This is a genomic window from Candidatus Spongiihabitans sp. (genome assembly GCF_965247905.1).
In the GTDB taxonomy this organism is placed as follows: Bacteria; Pseudomonadota; Gammaproteobacteria; order Arenicellales; family Poriferihabitantaceae; genus Spongiihabitans.
In genome coordinates, this window is record NZ_OZ252047.1 from 2,490,166 (window position 1) to 2,506,424 (window position 16,259).

A 16,259-nucleotide genomic window follows, 5' to 3' on the forward strand; every position below is an offset into this window, starting at 1 on the left:
TGTGCAATGGTCGCGGCTATCGCCGCGCATGTTTCACTGGATTATCGGGTCAAGCCCGATAATGACGAAACGAAAGCGGGACACGACTGCCAGGGATGGCGGGAGTGCAGATTGCCGCTCCTGCGCATCCTGCGCCCGCGGCATACGACCGCCAGGGAAGGCGGAAGTGCAGATAATGCAGGGAGCGATTATCTGCCATGCCCTCCATGGCAATATTGTCTGGAACAAAAATCTGCCTGCCATCCATGGCAATAATCATGAATGATACGCGCAATTATTTGCCCAAACCATCCCAGCGCCAATCACTCTTCATTAAACGCATCCACGATTGCCCTGCCTTCCGGGCCGGCTTGCTCCAACCAGGATTCAGTCATGGTGGCGCCAACCTTTTTAAGATCCGCCGACAGTTGTTCCCCGGCCGGCTGAACTTTCATGCCATTTGCGGCGAGTTGAGTCAAATACCAGTTGCTGAGCTGTTCCGATTTTGCGGTGCCAGCGGCCTCGGCCATCATGGCCACGCCTTTGACAATATTTTGGGTTTCCTGGTCGAGTGCGTTCCAAGCATCTTTGTTGGCGAAAACGTAATTGCGCGGCAACCAGGCCTGAACATCATAAAAATGGGTTAGATGCTCCCAAACCTTGCGGTCATAACCGGTTGAACCGGAAGAAACGAACGCTTCGGCGACACCGGTGGCCAATGCCTGAACAAGTTCCGCGGCCTCGATTTGAACCGGATTCATGCCCATTAACTCAGCCAATTGGTTGGTCGCGGCGTTATAACCGCGAAACTTGATGCCCTTGGTGTCGGCCATGGAGTTAATCGGTTTCTTGAAATAAAGCCCCTGGGCCGGCCACGGCACCGAGTACAGCAAGACAAGATTTTGTTCATCCATGAGCTCGCTGAGTTTCGGCTTGGCGATTTTCCACAACTCGGACGATGCCGCATATGAAGTCGCCAGGAAAGGAATTGAATCGACGCCGAACAAGATATTTTCGTTTTGGTGCGCTGATAGTAATCGCTCACCAATTGGCGCTTGTCCGGTCTGCACCGCACGTTTGATTTCATTGCCTTTAAACAGCGAACCACCGCCATGAATGATAATCTCGATCTTGCCGCTGGTTGCGAGCGTTACGGCTTCGGCAAATGCCTTGCCGTTTTGGGTGTGAAAGTTGCTGTCGGCATATGCCATCGGCATATCCCATTTCTCGGCATTGGCGATGCCGCCGCCCAAAACGATTGACGCGAAAATCGCCAATAGGGTTTTTACCCCTCTGATTTTTAAGAATGTGGCACGTATATTATTAGGCATATTGTTTTCCTCTTTCATAATTTGATGATTAATAATTCGATTTCTTCAGCTAAACCGGTCGCAACGATAAGCGTCGAGATCGAAGTTTTGCTGAAGCCCCATCATATGCTGGGCCACGACCCGGCCGGTCTTGGGCCCTGCGGTCAAGCCAACATGTTGATGTCCGTAGGCGAAATAGACTCGGCGGCTGGACGGTGCCGGCCCGATGACCGGCAAGCTGTCCGCCGTGGTCGGCCGGTGCCCCATCCAAGTCCGTTTCGTTTCGTATTCCAACCCCGGCAACACGGCTTTGGCTGCGCGCAACAACAATTTCAGGGGGCCTTTTGAAGCCGGCGCATCCAGGCCGCCGAATTCGATAACCCCGCCCAGGCGCAAGCCGCCCTGCATGGGGGTGATGACGCATTTGCGTGCCGCATCCATGACCGGAACCGAGGGTTGCTTGCTTGCGTGCAACAACTCCAGATGGTAGCCGCGCTCCGATTCGAGGGGTACGTTGGCGCCCAATTTTGCCGCCAGCTTATGCGACCAGGCACCGGCGGCGATGACCGCTTTGTCAACCTTGATGTCATGGTCATCTGCTTGCAGAACGACGCCGTCATTGCGCGTGCCCACTCGTTTAATATCCGCCCGAACCACTTCCCCCCCGGCCGCGGCAAAACCTTTGGCGAGGTCGCTGACGTAGTTTCCAGGATTGGCGATCATGCCATGATCCTTCAAGAGCACGGCAAATTCATAGTTCCTTGATAGGGCTGGCTCGAATTCGCGTATTGACTCGCCTTGCAACGTGTCCCATTCAAAACCGTGTTCGCGGCGCAACCTCCAACTGAATGCGTCGCGCTCAAAAGCCTCGCGGTTTTCATACAGGTACAGATACGCGCACGCGCGTAGCCAGCGCTCGGCATCGGTTCCTCGCGCCAGGGCGCGGTGCTCGTCGACGCTGTCGAACAGCAGTGGAATCAGATTACGCACAATATATTCAACCCGCTTGCGGCTTGATGAGCGAAGGTAAGGAATCAGCCAGGGCAACAGCTGCGGCAGATAGGACCAGCGCATAAACAAAGGCCCATCGCGGGCAAACAACATGATTGGAGCCTTGAGCACAATGCCCGGCGTTGCCACCGGGACGACCGCGCAACGTGCCAGGACACCGGCGTTGCCATAGGAGGCGGCCTCGATGCCACCCGGTTCGTGGCGATCGATCATGGTAACCGCCGCGCCCAGGCGCTGAAGATGCAAGGCGCAGGAGACACCGACTATGCCGGCACCGACCACGGCGATATTCGGTGGTTTTTGCCCGTTCATAGAAACTGAATTGCCCATAACTTTATAGCAATCGCTCTCGGGTTGTCATAATTTTCGCATCATATTTGCACATCATGCAATCCATTCGCTTACCGGGGCCTGGCTATCCTGTAGCGGTTGGCTGATAATATCGACCAGAGTCGGGCCATGGTGTTCGATAGCCAGATTGAAAACCCGCCGCAGGTCAGCCGGGTCTTCAACTCGCCAGCTTTTTACCCCGAACGACTCGGCCACAGCGGCGTGGTCGGTGCGGTTGAAATCAACGGCATAGTAGCGTTGCTTGAACCCGGCTTTCTGGCCCGCCTTGATCCAGCCGTAAACACTATTGGAAAATACCAGAAACATAATCGGAAGATTGAGGCGTGTAACGGTTTCGAGTTCCCCGACGGTAAAACCAAAACTGCCATCCCCCATGGCGGCGACCACCCTGGATTTGGGTCGTCCAATCTGCGCGCCAACCGCCGCCGAAAGGGCATAACCGAGTGCGCCATGCGCTCGATTGGAAATAAAATATCGCCCGGCGTGTGGGATTCGATAAAATGCGGAGAAATAAGGGCACGGTGTTCCAGGATCGGCCACGATCACCGCATCGGATGGCAATATCTGGTTCAATTCGGCGATCACCCGCTCCGGTTTTATCGGACTGTCGTCGCTGGCGGCCAGTTCATAAAAGTTTGCGAATTTAACCTTCAAAGCCGACGCCACTTTTTCCGCGCCGCCAAAATCGATCTGGTCCGTACCCATCTCCTCAAACACAAGGTTCAAAGCCTCGAACGCCAGACGAACATCCGCTACCACCGCCACGGCGGTCGGATAATTGGCCGATATGGCCATGGGGTCGCTGTCGATATGGACAATTTTCACGCCCGTTGGCGGCGAGCGCCAGCGTTCTGTGGTCACCGATCCGGCCCGGCAACCGGCATAGACGACAAGATCAGCCTGGTCGATAATCGCACGAGTGGCCGGGACACCGCCGTTCGATCCGACCACACCAAGATGATTGGCATGATTGTCCGCCAAGCTGCCTTGACCGCTGACCGTGGTCGCGACGACGATGTTTAATCTTTCTGCCACCGCCTGCAAGGCTGCTTCTGCACGCGCCAGAACAACGCCGCCGCCGCAGACAATAACCGGTTTTTTAGCCGCGACAATGGCAACCGCAGCCGCCTCGATCGCCTTCGGGTCGGGCGCGCTCGGCCAAGCCGGAAACGTCACAAAATCGGGTTGCGCCCAAATATCGCTATGCTCGACAGACGCTGTTTGAATATCGTAGGGCAGCCCCAGATGTGCCGCTCCGGGGCGCCCCGTGGTCATCGCCCGAAATGCCGTCCGCACCATGTTGGGCAACCTTTCTGCATTGTCAATGACGCCGTTCCATTTTGTCAGCGGGCGGAACAATCTGGTTTGATCGAGTTCGGTCAGCGGGTAACGCCCTTGCGACGTAATCGATACATCCGATGTGATCGACAAAACAGCGACCGACGATTCATTGGCTTCAACCACGCCCGGCAGAATATAAGTGGCGCCGCCTCCACTGGGCCCTTCGCAGACACCAACGCGCCCGGTAACACGCGCATAAGCATCCGCCATATAAGCCGCGCAACGTTCATCGCGGGTCAAAATATGCTGCATACCGTGCTCGAGGCGATACAGGGCATCGTAGAAAGGCAGAGTCGTATCTCCGCATAAACCGAATATATGTTTCACGCCATGCGCCTGAAGCAGGCGCACCATGGCTTCAGCGCCATTCATGTGCCCATCGCATTACCTTGAGTTTGCTGCATAAAATTAACCTTATGCCTTGCTGATTCCTGGGTTATATACACGTTTGTATAAAGTGATGTATTCAACTATGAACCTCCGTGCAGAAGCTGTCAATGGCGTTTAATATCATTGCATGATTTTGGGCGTTTAATTTGAGTTGCCAAACCTGGCAACATACCATACACTTATTTTCTGCACACAATTTATGCGATGAGATGTTTCTTTATGCGCTCTCCCTGTATCCGCGAACCTGAAAATAAAAACGCGGGCATCGCCAAAGGTATTTATCCCATCGTTAAAAATATGGCGATCGCGTTCGAGTTCAAGCCGGGCGAGAGAATAAACGAGGTCGATCTCGCCCACCGCTATCACGCTGAGCGACTGCCGAATTTATCGGGTTAGTTAGCGTGCCGGGGAGCGAAATGGGACAGAATTCCACGGTTGTCGGCGGCAAGACCGTTTATGGCGCCGCCGTCGGCATCTTGATGCTGGACACACGGTTTCCGCGCATTCCAGGCGACATCGGCAATGCGGAAACCTGGCCATTCCCGGTGCTTTACAAGGTGGTCCGCGGCGCATCACCCGATCATGTGGTGCGCCGCGGAGCCGAGGGACTGGCCAAGCGGTTCATCGCCGCCGCCCGCGAACTGGTCTCCGATGGCGCTGATGGGATTACCACAAACTGTGGTTTCCTGGCTTTGTTTCAGGATCAACTGGCACAAGCTGTCGGTGTCCCGGTCGCCGCCTCTTCGCTAATGCAGGTGCCTATGGTGCAAAATATTTTGCCGCCGGGCCAGCGCGTAGGGGTGCTGACCATTTCAAAATCTACTTTAACACCCGAGCAGTTGAAAGCTTCCGGCGTACCGATGGATACCCCGATTGCAGGCACCGATGAAGGTCGGGAATTCAGCCGGGCAATATTGGATGACGAGCCGGCACTTGATGTGGAATTGGCACGCGCCGATTTGATCGACGCCGGGCGCCAACTGGTTACGGCGTTCCCGGATACGGGCGCCATCGTCCTTGAGTGTACCAACATGGTGCCCTATGCTGCGGATTTACGGCAAACGTTCGGCCTGCCTGTTTACAGCATCTATAGCTTTGTGACCTGGTTCCAGGCCGGCCTGAGGCCACGGGTTTTCGACCCGCGGCTAGTAGATCAAGGCGCGCCTTATCCGACACCTTAAGAGGGTATCGTATCCTTCCCGTCGTTGATGCGATGCTGCGGTTGTTTTCCGAAACATTATGAATTCCTTATGACCCTCTCAAAGTGAATAGCATAATCACCAAAACTCTATAAAATAAAGTAGAATCCGCTGGATTATCCAAGCCGCAGAGGTAATTACCGTTAATGCAAACCATCACGCGATTTCCGCCAAGTCCGACAGGTTCTCTCCACATCGGCGGCGCGCGCACTGCGTTATTCAACTGGTTATACGCGCGCAAAACCGGCGGCGAAATGGTATTGCGAATTGAAGATACCGATCAAGAACGATCCACTCAGGCGGCTATTGACGTTATTCTGGAATCTATGAAATGGCTCGGCCTGACCTGGAATAAAGGACCCTATTATCAGACCAAGCGATTCGACCGATATGGTGAAATAATCGCTCAATTGCTTAAACAGAGTGATGCCTATTATTGTTTTTGCAGCAAGCAACGGCTGGACGAGGTGCGCGGCGCGCAACGGAAAAGTGGAGAGAAGCCGAAATACGATGGTCGCTGTCGAGAATTAAATCGTATTCCCGACAACCACGAAGAGGCCGTAGTAAGATTTAAAAATCCATCACAAGGGACCGTAGTATTTAATGATGTTGTGCGCGGTCGGGTAGAAATTGCAAACGCAGAGATGGATGATTTAATTCTGGCCAGAACCGATGGCGCGCCGACCTATAATTTAACCGTGGTGGTGGATGATATTGACATGGGCATTACCCATGTCGTGCGCGGCGAGGATCATATCAACAACACCCCGCGGCAAATTAATATCTTTCATGCGCTAAAAGCCAAGTTGCCGGTGTTCGCTCACGTTCCGCTTATCCTCGGCAAAGACGGGCAACGCTTGTCGAAGCGCCACGGCGCGGTCAGCGTTCTGGATTATCGCGCCATGGGAATTTTGCCCGAAGCATTATTAAATTATCTGGTGAGATTGGGATGGTCGCACGGCGATCAGGAAATATTTGATTTCGATGAAATGATCGAACTATTTGATATTAAGGACATCAATAAATCGCCCGCCGCGTTTAACCTGGAAAAACTGTTATGGGTCAATCAACAATACATCGTCAACGCGGATCAGGCGCGCTTGGCAAAAGAAATGGCGAAAATTCTGAACCGTCGAGGCCTCGGGTTAGGCGATGGCCCGGACCTGAATGAAGTAGTGGAAGTGATGCGGGAGCGGGCGCAAACCCTGGAAGAAATGGCGGACAAGATTACGTATCTTTATAAAGATTTTGACGGCTACGATCCCAAAGCAGTGAAAAAGAATATAAAACCGGAATCAGGCAATTTGCTATCCGTTGTGCATAGCCAATTAGCGAGGATAGATGAATGGGACGAAGCGCACATCAATCAGGCAATCAATAATGTTATGGATACAGAAAACGTTAAACTAGGCGACTTGGCGCAACCCCTTCGTATCGCTATATCGGGCTCGTCGGCAACCCCATCAATTGACGTAACAGTGAAATTAGTGGGCAAGCATCGAACGCTGGAGCGCATCGAAAAAGCCATTAAATTCATAGCACAAAGCCTTCAATAATCCCGCGAATAATTCTTGATTGTACTTATACCAGCCATTAGAATACACACCCTCTTCCGGGGCCATAGCTCAGCTGGGAGAGCGCAACACTGGCAGTGTTGAGGTCGGCGGTTCGAGCCCGCCTGGCTCCACCAACTATTCTTTCTAAGAACCGATTCCTGGATTACCGATTCTTGGATAAAGTGAGTCACGAATAATAATTTGCGTGCAGTAATATCCATTGACAATTTAATTGTCCCCATCGTCTAGTCGGCCTAGGACACTGCCCTTTCACGGCGGCAACAGGGGTTCGAATCCCCTTGGGGACGCCATAAAATAAAGGGTTAGCGTAAAAACTAACCCTTTTAGTTTTTGTGCGGGATGGTTTATTTCCGCCCTCGTCGAGGAGGGTTTATAACCCGGCGACAACGATTTAACCCATTCCCTTTTTATTTGCATATCATCATATAGGGTGGGTTTGACCCACCATTTCAAGAACAAAACAGTGGCTTGCACCCGCTCGGTGGGTAGAACCCACCTTACATTGCTGTTTGTTTTGATTCTGCACTGTTTTGTGAAAAGGCTTCTTTTAACACCGCCTGCATCAGTTGTTTGGCATAAGTTTGGCTGACGGTGATTTGTGTTTCCATTTGATCGCAGAGAGTGAGAAGTTTTTCGACTTTGGTGGCGACGGCTTTTTGTTCGGGGAGTGGTGGGAGGGGGATAATTAATTTTTCAATATACTCTTTAGGAACTCGTTTTTGGCCCACCGCTCCTTTCATCAATTTTTTCCCATTGATTAGAAATGATTCTATCTTCACTAAAATGTATACATATTCTGGCAATATATCGTCGATATTCACTCTTACTACATGGAGTTCAGTTGTTCCTGCTCCAATGCTTCCAGGAATATTTTGAATAATTCCAGCTTTTGAGTTTTCAAAGCATGGAGTTATTTTTGCAATTATGATGTCGTTTTCGGCAAAGTGCGTGAATCCTTTTTTTATTTCACCCCATTCCCGAGTTTGAAATCTTGGGTGGATACCAAACTTGTGATTAACATAAGGCATTGGCGAAAACCCTGCTATATTTTTGTCATCAGCATTGTTTCTAGGGTTTATTAAACCAGCATCACCCAACCGACACCAAACCCACCCATCAGGCAAATCAAAAGGTTTTTCTTCATCACTAATTGGCGGCAGTGGTTTTTGTTTTTTGATTTTCTTGTCTTTAATCAACTGCTCTTTTTCTGCTTGTATGCGCGATAGCAGTTCGTTGGCGGGTTCAACATCAGGGTTTTGCTGTCGCCACTCGGCGGTGAGTTTGCCCTCAATGGCCTCCTGCAAAATCTGCTGACGGAGGTTTTTTAATAGAGTTTGTTGGTGGCCTATCTCTTCTTGTAATTCTTTGTCCTCTGTTTCTATGTTTTGGAAATACGAAACAATTCTTTGTTGCTCCTCAATATCAGGCAGATCAATTTCAATCTGCAGAATGTGCTTCGGCTTTATTTCCGTTTTGATTCCTCCCTTGACTTGTTCTTGCAACAATCTGACAAATTCCAGACTTTTCAGGAAACGTTTGAAATACTCGACATTAATTTGTTCAATATCGAAAGTATAGGAAGAGTAATGAATGGTTGCAGTTATATTTTCTTTGCCAGTATAAATTCCCATTGCACCCTTTGATACATTAATGCCTGAAATAACAAAATCACCAGGCTTAACTAAAATCATATTCGTTTTACTGGGCTTGGTTGCGATATGAAAATTACCGGAGAAATCAATTTTATCTATACGTTTTATCCCGGTGACTATTTCATCATCTGGCCGATATTTTCCTTCACGCTCAAAAAGAAACTGGCCGATCTTTGTTTTTTTCCATCTCGCACTCATCGTATTCAGCGTTTTCATTCTTCCGGCATGACGATTTTTCCTTTTTTGACAGGAATTTCTGCAGGCAACAGACATTTTTTTAGTCGGTTGGGGTCGATATCAAAACTATTGGTCGCTACCTGATTAAGTTTGGAATTTCTTCGTTGTGGCGGACTAGCAACAATAACTATTTTCCCAATGGCTATGACTTTTTCTACCGCCGGCACCAAATCACTATCGCCACTGACTAAAAAAGCGACATCAAACCGATTTTCATACGCATCAGATAACATCTCACAAGCAATATTGACATCAGTTTTCTTTTCTTCAAATGTTGAATTGTAATGATTACACTTTCGGCAAATTTCTCCTTTACTTAAAAAATGACCTTTGATAATGATCAAGTTATTGCAGTGATGCTCTAATGCCTGAAGATACAACTTTTGTCGAGGGATTTCATCTCCTATTCCCTTAATCATTGCGGTAAAATACTTAACCTGCTCCAAATGAGAGTTGTGCCTCAAAAAACTTTGTGCCAACTTTTCAACATCCAACCATTTCAGGCTCGCCTTGCCGATGCTGCGAATACCGTAATACAGATTGAAACCGTCAATATAAACCATGACCTTTTTCATGCTATTTTCTCCTGAAATTTACTATAAAACAAAGGGTTAACAAGGACTTAACAAGCCTGTAAAGTTTTTTGAAAATAGGGCTTGACAAGCGTGTAAAGTATGGGAAAATGCGCCTACCACCCCGATGGCATCCTTCACAGGACCCCCGGTCGACAGCCGCCACTAACGCGGCTGTCTTTTTTTGTGGTATGGCGTTTCTCCATATCCTGATTCCTGCCCGAAATCTCCCAACGGATGATGCCCGGGTATAGTAAACATTAATCATCCCTTCCGGGCAATGGCCTGTCCTTGCGAATTTTGCGCTGCCAGGCTGCAGGATCTTCAATATACGAGAACAGGTTTTTGGACGCTGCCTCTTGCATGAGTAGAGCGAGCCTTGTGCCATTAGGCTCTTTTGGCTGTTTCTGTTTATCCTTGGTAACTTTTTTTTGCATACCATTGATATGGTTCATTCGTTCTTCCCGACTTGATATGGAGTTAGTTGCTCGCTGATTTGATTGATGAGTGTATCGCTTTTATTAAACGAGTGATGAAGTAATCCCAATAACTCGACGCTGGAATATGACTTTTCTGGTTCTGGCTGATGTGGGTTTTTAATATCAAGATTATACCCGCTTTGGATAATGGTCTTGATGTCCACTTTCCATGCCTGTTCGTTTTCTTTTCGCTTGCGCCACCACTTTTTCAAGTTGTCAAACTCTGCGACCTGTATCGGTTTGGTTTTAGAGTAGGACTTGTATCCTTCCGGCAGTTGATGCTGGTAATACCAGATGGTTTTTGTCGCCTCGCCTTTGGTGAAGAATAGCAAATTAGTCGCAACCGACGCATATGGCTGGAACACCGAATTGGGCAGACGGATAATGGTGTGCAGGTTGCAATCTTCCAGCAGTTTTTGACGGATGCGTTGCTTGACGCCATCGCCCGTGAGTGAGCCGTCGGGCAAAACAATGGCTGCCCTGCCATCGGTTTTAAGCAAGTGAATCATCAGAATCAAAAACAGGTCAGCCGATTCTTTGGTGCGATAAGTTTGCGGGAAGTTGTTTTCGTTGTTGTTTGACACCACACCGCCAAAAGGCGGATTGGTCAGAATGATATGGACGCGATCTTTTTCACGATATTCGGTTAAGGGGCGCGCCAGTGAATCGTCATATCGAATGTTCGGCTGGTTGATGTCGTGCAAGATTAAATTGGTATTACACAGCAGATACGGTAGCGGTTTGTATTCCCAGCCGATGATGCTATCTTGTATGGCGGTGCGTTTTTTTAGATTAGTGGCTTTGACTTTGAGATGCTCCAAGGCGGCGGTTAGAAATCCGCCAGTGCCGCACGAAGGATCGAGTATTTTCTCGTGCGGTTTGGGGTCAGTGAGTTCGGTTAGCAATCTGGTAATCGCACGCGGCGTATAAAATTCGCCCAGAGTGCCCGCGCTTTGCAGTTCGCCCAAAAAGGTTTCGTAAATCTGCCCGAAAATCTGCTTGTCCTTGCTGTTGTTGAAATCAATTCCATTGAGATGGTTAATCACCTGGCGCAGGTGAATACCGGATTTCATATAGTTGTAGTTATTGGCAAAAACTTCACGCACCAACACGGCGCGTTTGTTGCCGGTGGAAAGATCAATGTTCGCCAACTTGGGAAAAAGTTTCCGGTCAACGAAGGCAAGTAATTCATCGCCGGTCATCCCTTCGTCATCGCCAGCCCATTCGTCCCAATGCAACCCTTGCGGGATGGGAGAAATGTAATCGTCCTGTAGAAGTTCCAGTTCTTTGTCTTTATCGCTGAATATTTTGAGAAACAACATCCAGCCGAGTTGCAGAATGCGTAATTCATCGCTACCCGTGCCAACATCCTGCCGCATGATATTGCGGATGGATTTAACGATGCCGGTGAAGTTGGTCATTTGTTGACTGCTTCTTGCAATACCTTAAAGTGCTTTGGAAACACTTCTTCCATCATTTCCAATAAATACTTCACATTTTTTTGACATTCAGGCACAAGAGAAGGATCAAATCCGCCACCAGTCATGTGCGACTGGCTGTTTGTAAATTTATAAATAGCCGTTTTTTTATTCTCATCAAAATCTATTTGTTCTAGCTTTTTTTGCATGTTTCCACTATCAGGAACCATTATTGCCAAGAAGTTTTCCAACACTTTTCTAGCTATATTCGGGATATGGTAAACAGATTCTATGGTTCCTTTTGACTCAAAATTATACAAAACTTTAAACAGATATTGGTACTCAGTATCGTATTTCTGCAACAAGTTGTCCAAAACATCTAACCTCGCAACTCGTCCATTATCTAAATCATAGTGATTATTAATCATATAGTAACTACTATGTTTTGACTTACTATCCATCCAGCCAAGCAACAATTTTAAGAATTCAAAATTATGCGTTAACATAAAACCCTGATGCGCATCTTTTACCGAATTTTTCAAAAAGGCAAATGACTGAAACATTGAATTAGAATCCAAACTTGAAATTGGATCGTCAATAACAACGATTCCATTATTGATGTCAAAATCTTGATCTTCCAAGTGAATTGTAAAATACACAAAAGCAATTGCTGTTTTTTCACTTTCGCTGAGATTTTTAGCTACATCCCCATTTCGTTTAATTATGTATTCTTCTTTTATGTATTCTTCTTTTATGTATTCTTCTTTTATGTATTCTTCTTTTATGTATTCTTCTTTTATGTGTTCTTTTTTAGAAACTTCAAAAGTTATCTCGTCTCTACCGAGAAACGTTTTCAATTGATCGTTTATTTTTTCACAAGCTATTCCAGAAGCAGACATTTTGATTTTATTTTCTATGATCCGACTTTCAATAGCACCTATCCCCATATCATTAGGATCGTCTGGATTTCCTTCCTTGAGATGTTTGATATTTTCATTCAAATCCTTGATATTATCTTTTAATGCTTCTACGTCATCATATATTACACTTACATAATGATCTTCTAATTTTCTTTCTGATGCTTTCCTTGTATCAGAAAAATTTTTAGTTTTTTCATTGCAGCATGTAATCAATGAATTTGCTTTGACTATTGACGATATTAATAGAGTTGCATCAATGTCAATTTGTAATGCTACAGGGGTCGTTGTTTTTTTATGTCTACCTCTTTTACTAAACTTGCAAGTTTTGATAATAATTCTCCTTTGCGGATAGCAATATCGTCTATCACCACTACATATTCCTCTTGGAAATCAGAGTATAGATTTGCTTTGTCCATAATTTTTAGTTCGCTGATTTCAGAACAAAGTGCTCTAATTTTAGAAAGCATCGAGTCGATATCACGCTTAAGAGATTTATCGGCAGCATTAAAATAAGAAAGCAAGTCAGGAATTCTATTTCCCGGTAATGGTTGATCACAAAATTCACAGTTATTTGATTCATGTCGCTTATGTAAATCAATCCCTTCTTCAACCCACTTGGAAATATCTGGATGGTCTTTGAGTCTTTCGTTGACCATCGTTTCAACCGTTTTCCCCAAAAGAGCTTTTGAACTCTCAACAATCTCATCTAAATTGTCCGAAATATTTTCATCAATCAGCGTAAGCACTTCTTTTTGTTCTTGCCTTAAAGTTTCGGAATGAGATAGTTTTTCCTCATTTGACAGTATTTGTTTTCTACCTAGTAATCTGTACGCATTTTCAGCATTTTTTTTATTATAAGTTCTCGCTGATACTCCACTTATTCCCTCACTAATAGTTCTTGCAACATCTGTGAATTTTCCATTCTTTTCTCTTTCTTTGTCGGAAAGTTCCTTTTCTTTTAACTCTAATTCTCTTTTTTTCCCACCCAATATTTGTTCATCCTGCTCTATTTTTTCATTTAATTCTATATTTTGTTTGCCAAGTATAATGATTGAGTTTGCTGTTCCTTCAACGACATCAACATTTTCAGAAATATACCTCTTATTAAATACTCGTATATTTTTATCGTATAATTCACTTTGAGAATAACTTTGTTGCTCAGCCACGAACTTATATTCAACATCATGAAAACCTTCTAACCTATATCCATTAAACATTGTGAATATCTCGGAAAATGTCGTTTTTCCCGATGCATTCAAACCATAAATCAAATTAAACCTTTTAAAATCTGGGATATCATTGCTTACAGAATAATCTTTGAAAATCCCAAGATTTTTAATTTTATTTATTTTAGTAATCATTTCTGTTTATCCCGCTTTCCTATAAATCTCTCGTTCCAACTCCTTCAGAGCAGTCATATACCCTTGCTTCCCACCAAACAACTCAACAATCTCATGCGGTGTTCCGAATCGGTTCAACGGATTGACTTGCAGAATATTCATATCTTCGATGTTCTCAATACCCTCATCGGCATATTTATCAAGCAAGGCATCCAATACCGCGCGTGCTTGTTCGCCATGCTTGGTGAAGTAGTTGCGTTTTTTAACATTGTTTGCCCGTTCCGCTCTGCTCAAGGGCGGTTGATCAAATGCGGTGTGACAGATCATGTCAAAAATATCCATCTCTTTGTTAATCGCCTCTTTGAGATTTTCATACACTATACCTTGCTCGGTAAGTTCTTCAATGATGACGCGCTTTTTGTCAGCCGCGTTCCATTTGTTTAGAAAATCGTCAAGCGATTTATACTGTTCACGGACTTTTTGGCGAGTGTAGTCTTTAAGGTTATTGGTGATGAGTTTGCCGTTGCCGTCCATGTATTGGATACGTTCATTGAGCACCGCGACATTCACGCCATTGACGTAGTATTTTTCTATTGGTTCGGCAACAATATCACCACCGTCAATGAGGTCTAGCGTTTCAGGTATATCAAAAATAACTTCTTCGCCATCCTCGTCTATAATTGGTCCGTCGGCATTCATTTCATTTTCTGGTGATTCAAATTCGTCATCTTCTCCAAGTTCTTTGACCCTGATAGGGTCGCCGTCAAAATCAGGATCTGCAAACAGGTCCGTGACCTTGCGAAAATCCATGATGGTGAAAAAAGTTTTGCCGAACTCTTCATTGATGCGCGTGCCGCGTCCGATGATCTGTTTGAATTCAGTCATGGAGCCGATATTGCTATCAAGCACAATTAGTTTGCAGGTTTGAGCGTCGACGCCTGTGGTCATCAGTTTTGAGGTGGTGGCAATAACAGGATACCTTTCTTCAGGATTGATGAAGTTATCCAGTTCGCGTTTGCCTTCGTCATTATCGCCCGTGATTTGCATAACATATTTGCTGTTTTCTGCCGTCAGGTCGCTGTTTTCATTGGCGACAACGGCGCGCATTCGTTGGGCATGATCAATATCTACGCAGAAAATAATGGTTTTATCAAAGCGATTGGTCTTTTTAAGAAACTCGCTTACCTTTCGGGCAACGGTTTCAGTTCGTTCATCAATAACCAGATTTTTGTCATAGTCTTTGAGATTATAGGGGCGGTCTTCAATCACACGCCCTTGTTTATCGGTTTTACCCTGTTCAGGTCGCCAACCTTCAAGGTCAACATTCAAGCCAACTCGTAAGACTTTGTAAGGCGCAAGAAAACCGTCTTGTATACCTTGCCTGAGTGAATAGGTATAGACGGGGTCACCAAAGTATTCGGTACTGGATATTGTTTTGGTTTCTTTAGGTGTGGCGGTTAAACCAATATGCGTGGCTTTAGAAAAATAGGTGAGAATTTCACGCCAAGCACTGTTCTCAGCGGCACTGCCACGATGACATTCATCAATCACAACAAGATCAAAGAAATCTTGACTGAATTTCCGATAGGCGTCTTTATCTTCATCATAATCGGTTAAACCCTGATACAGGGCAAAGTAAATTTCGTATGACTTGTCGATCTTTTTTTGTTTGATATGTGTCATGATTTTCTTGAAATGACGAAAATCGTTACGCATTGCCTGCCCAATCAACACATTTCTATCGGCGAGAAATAAAACTCGTTTTTTGGTTTTACTTTTCCACAAGCGATAAATGATATGAAAGGCGGTATAGGTTTTTCCGGTTCCTGTTGCCATGGTCAGCAAAATTCTATTTTTTCCTTGAGCTATGGACTCCACTGTTCTATTGATGGCAATTTGCTGATAGTAACGCGGCGCCTTGCCGCTACCGTCAAAGAAATAATCTTGCCCCGTGATGCGCTCCTGTTCATCAGTAACGATATTTTTGTATTTTTTATAGCGTTGCCAAAGCGTTTCCGGCGAGGGGAATTCATCGAGTGTAAGTTCTTTTTCTACCTTTCCATTAGTGCAGGTACAGTCGTGTTCATAAAAACCATCGCCGTTACTGCTATACACCGAAGGGATGTCCAAAATTTCCGCGTAATCCAAGCCTTGTTGAATACCCGCTTTCACCGAGTGGTTGTTGTCCTTCGCTTCAATGATGGCGATGGGGATATTGGGTTTGTAGTAAAGAATATAATCCGCCCTCTTTCGCTTTCCCCTGCTTGTGAGATTGCCTTTCACATAAATTCGCCCATCGGTAAATGAGACCTCTTCCCGGATTTGAGTACGCACATCCCAACCCGCCCTTTCCAATGCAGGCTGTATATACTGTGTGCAGATGTCTCTTTCCGATAGGTTTTTCTTAGAGGTCATGGGTTGCCGCTTGAGTGGTTGCCAACTTACCAAAATGTTATCATATAATCAGATAAAAATGATTACTG

General features: G+C 46.2%; 14 protein-coding genes and 2 tRNA genes. 6 read left to right on the forward strand and 10 right to left on the reverse strand.

The genetic code is table 11. The features are described 5' to 3' along the window. The first annotated feature begins 6 nt into the window (after positions 1 to 6). A complete protein-coding gene (locus ACP158_RS12835; RefSeq protein ID WP_424946511.1) occupies positions 7 to 255 on the forward strand; it encodes a hypothetical protein in 249 nt (82 codons plus the stop codon). A 47-nt stretch (positions 256 to 302) separates the two neighbouring features. On the opposite strand, the gene ACP158_RS12840 is transcribed toward ACP158_RS12835, so the two are convergent. The 3 genes from ACP158_RS12840 to ACP158_RS12850 form a co-directional block, all read right to left on the reverse strand. Further along, positions 303 to 1,310, reverse strand: a complete 1,008-nt coding sequence (locus ACP158_RS12840) for a TRAP transporter substrate-binding protein (protein WP_424946512.1) — start codon at positions 1,308 to 1,310, stop codon at positions 303 to 305. A gap of 45 nt (positions 1,311 to 1,355) precedes the next feature. After that, entirely contained in the window at positions 1,356 to 2,612 is a 1,257-nt protein-coding gene (locus tag ACP158_RS12845; RefSeq protein WP_424946513.1) for an NAD(P)/FAD-dependent oxidoreductase, read from the reverse strand. 72 nt (positions 2,613 to 2,684) lie between these two features. Beyond that, positions 2,685 to 4,364: a thiamine pyrophosphate-binding protein gene (locus ACP158_RS12850; protein WP_424946514.1), complete on the reverse strand. Its 1,680-nt coding sequence runs from the start codon at positions 4,362 to 4,364 to the stop codon at positions 2,685 to 2,687. A gap of 237 nt (positions 4,365 to 4,601) precedes the next feature. On the opposite strand from ACP158_RS12850, the gene ACP158_RS12855 reads away from it, so the two are divergent. From ACP158_RS12855 to ACP158_RS12875, 5 genes are all read left to right on the forward strand, one after another. After that, positions 4,602 to 4,778, forward strand: a complete 177-nt coding sequence (locus ACP158_RS12855; RefSeq protein WP_424946515.1) for a hypothetical protein — start codon at positions 4,602 to 4,604, stop codon at positions 4,776 to 4,778. A gap of 20 nt (positions 4,779 to 4,798) precedes the next feature. Further along, positions 4,799 to 5,563: an aspartate/glutamate racemase family protein gene (locus ACP158_RS12860; protein WP_424948469.1), complete on the forward strand. Its 765-nt coding sequence runs from the start codon at positions 4,799 to 4,801 to the stop codon at positions 5,561 to 5,563. Positions 5,564 to 5,727: 164 nt separating this feature from the next. Beyond that, on the forward strand, positions 5,728 to 7,137 hold the full coding sequence (gltX, locus tag ACP158_RS12865; protein ID WP_424946516.1) for a glutamate--tRNA ligase: 1,410 nt from the start codon (positions 5,728 to 5,730) through the stop codon (positions 7,135 to 7,137). Between the two features lie 58 nt (positions 7,138 to 7,195). Then, positions 7,196 to 7,271: transfer RNA gene (locus ACP158_RS12870), tRNA-Ala, on the forward strand. Positions 7,272 to 7,371: 100 nt separating this feature from the next. Then, positions 7,372 to 7,448: transfer RNA gene (locus ACP158_RS12875), tRNA-Glu, on the forward strand. A gap of 207 nt (positions 7,449 to 7,655) precedes the next feature. On the opposite strand, the gene ACP158_RS12880 is transcribed toward ACP158_RS12875, so the two are convergent. From ACP158_RS12880 to hsdR, 7 genes are all read right to left on the reverse strand, one after another. Then, positions 7,656 to 9,026 carry a restriction endonuclease subunit S gene (locus ACP158_RS12880; RefSeq protein ID WP_424946517.1) on the reverse strand — a complete coding sequence of 457 codons (1,371 nt, stop codon included), beginning with the start codon at positions 9,024 to 9,026 and terminating at the stop codon, positions 7,656 to 7,658. Continuing rightward, the gene (locus ACP158_RS12885; RefSeq protein WP_424946518.1) at positions 9,023 to 9,622 is read right to left on the reverse strand and encodes an NYN domain-containing protein; all 600 of its coding nucleotides are present in this window, start codon (positions 9,620 to 9,622) and stop codon (positions 9,023 to 9,025) included. The genes ACP158_RS12880 and ACP158_RS12885 overlap by 4 nt, the downstream gene beginning before the upstream one ends. A gap of 257 nt (positions 9,623 to 9,879) precedes the next feature. Further along, entirely contained in the window at positions 9,880 to 10,074 is a 195-nt protein-coding gene (locus tag ACP158_RS12890) for a hypothetical protein (RefSeq protein WP_424946519.1), read from the reverse strand. Next, positions 10,071 to 11,519: an N-6 DNA methylase gene (locus tag ACP158_RS12895; RefSeq protein WP_424946520.1), complete on the reverse strand. Its 1,449-nt coding sequence runs from the start codon at positions 11,517 to 11,519 to the stop codon at positions 10,071 to 10,073. Before ACP158_RS12895 ends, ACP158_RS12890 begins: the two co-directional genes overlap by 4 nt. Continuing rightward, positions 11,516 to 12,649 (reverse strand): AAA family ATPase, encoded by a 1,134-nt coding sequence (locus tag ACP158_RS12900; RefSeq protein ID WP_424946521.1) that lies wholly within the window; start codon positions 12,647 to 12,649, stop codon positions 11,516 to 11,518. Before ACP158_RS12900 ends, ACP158_RS12895 begins: the two co-directional genes overlap by 4 nt. Positions 12,650 to 12,708: 59 nt before the next feature. Next, entirely contained in the window at positions 12,709 to 13,797 is a 1,089-nt protein-coding gene (locus ACP158_RS12905) for an AAA family ATPase (RefSeq protein ID WP_424946522.1), read from the reverse strand. A 6-nt stretch (positions 13,798 to 13,803) separates the two neighbouring features. Further along, complete coding sequence (gene hsdR / locus ACP158_RS12910; protein WP_424946523.1) at positions 13,804 to 16,191, reverse strand: EcoAI/FtnUII family type I restriction enzme subunit R; 2,388 nt, start codon at positions 16,189 to 16,191, stop codon at positions 13,804 to 13,806. Positions 16,192 to 16,259 lie beyond the last annotated feature (68 nt).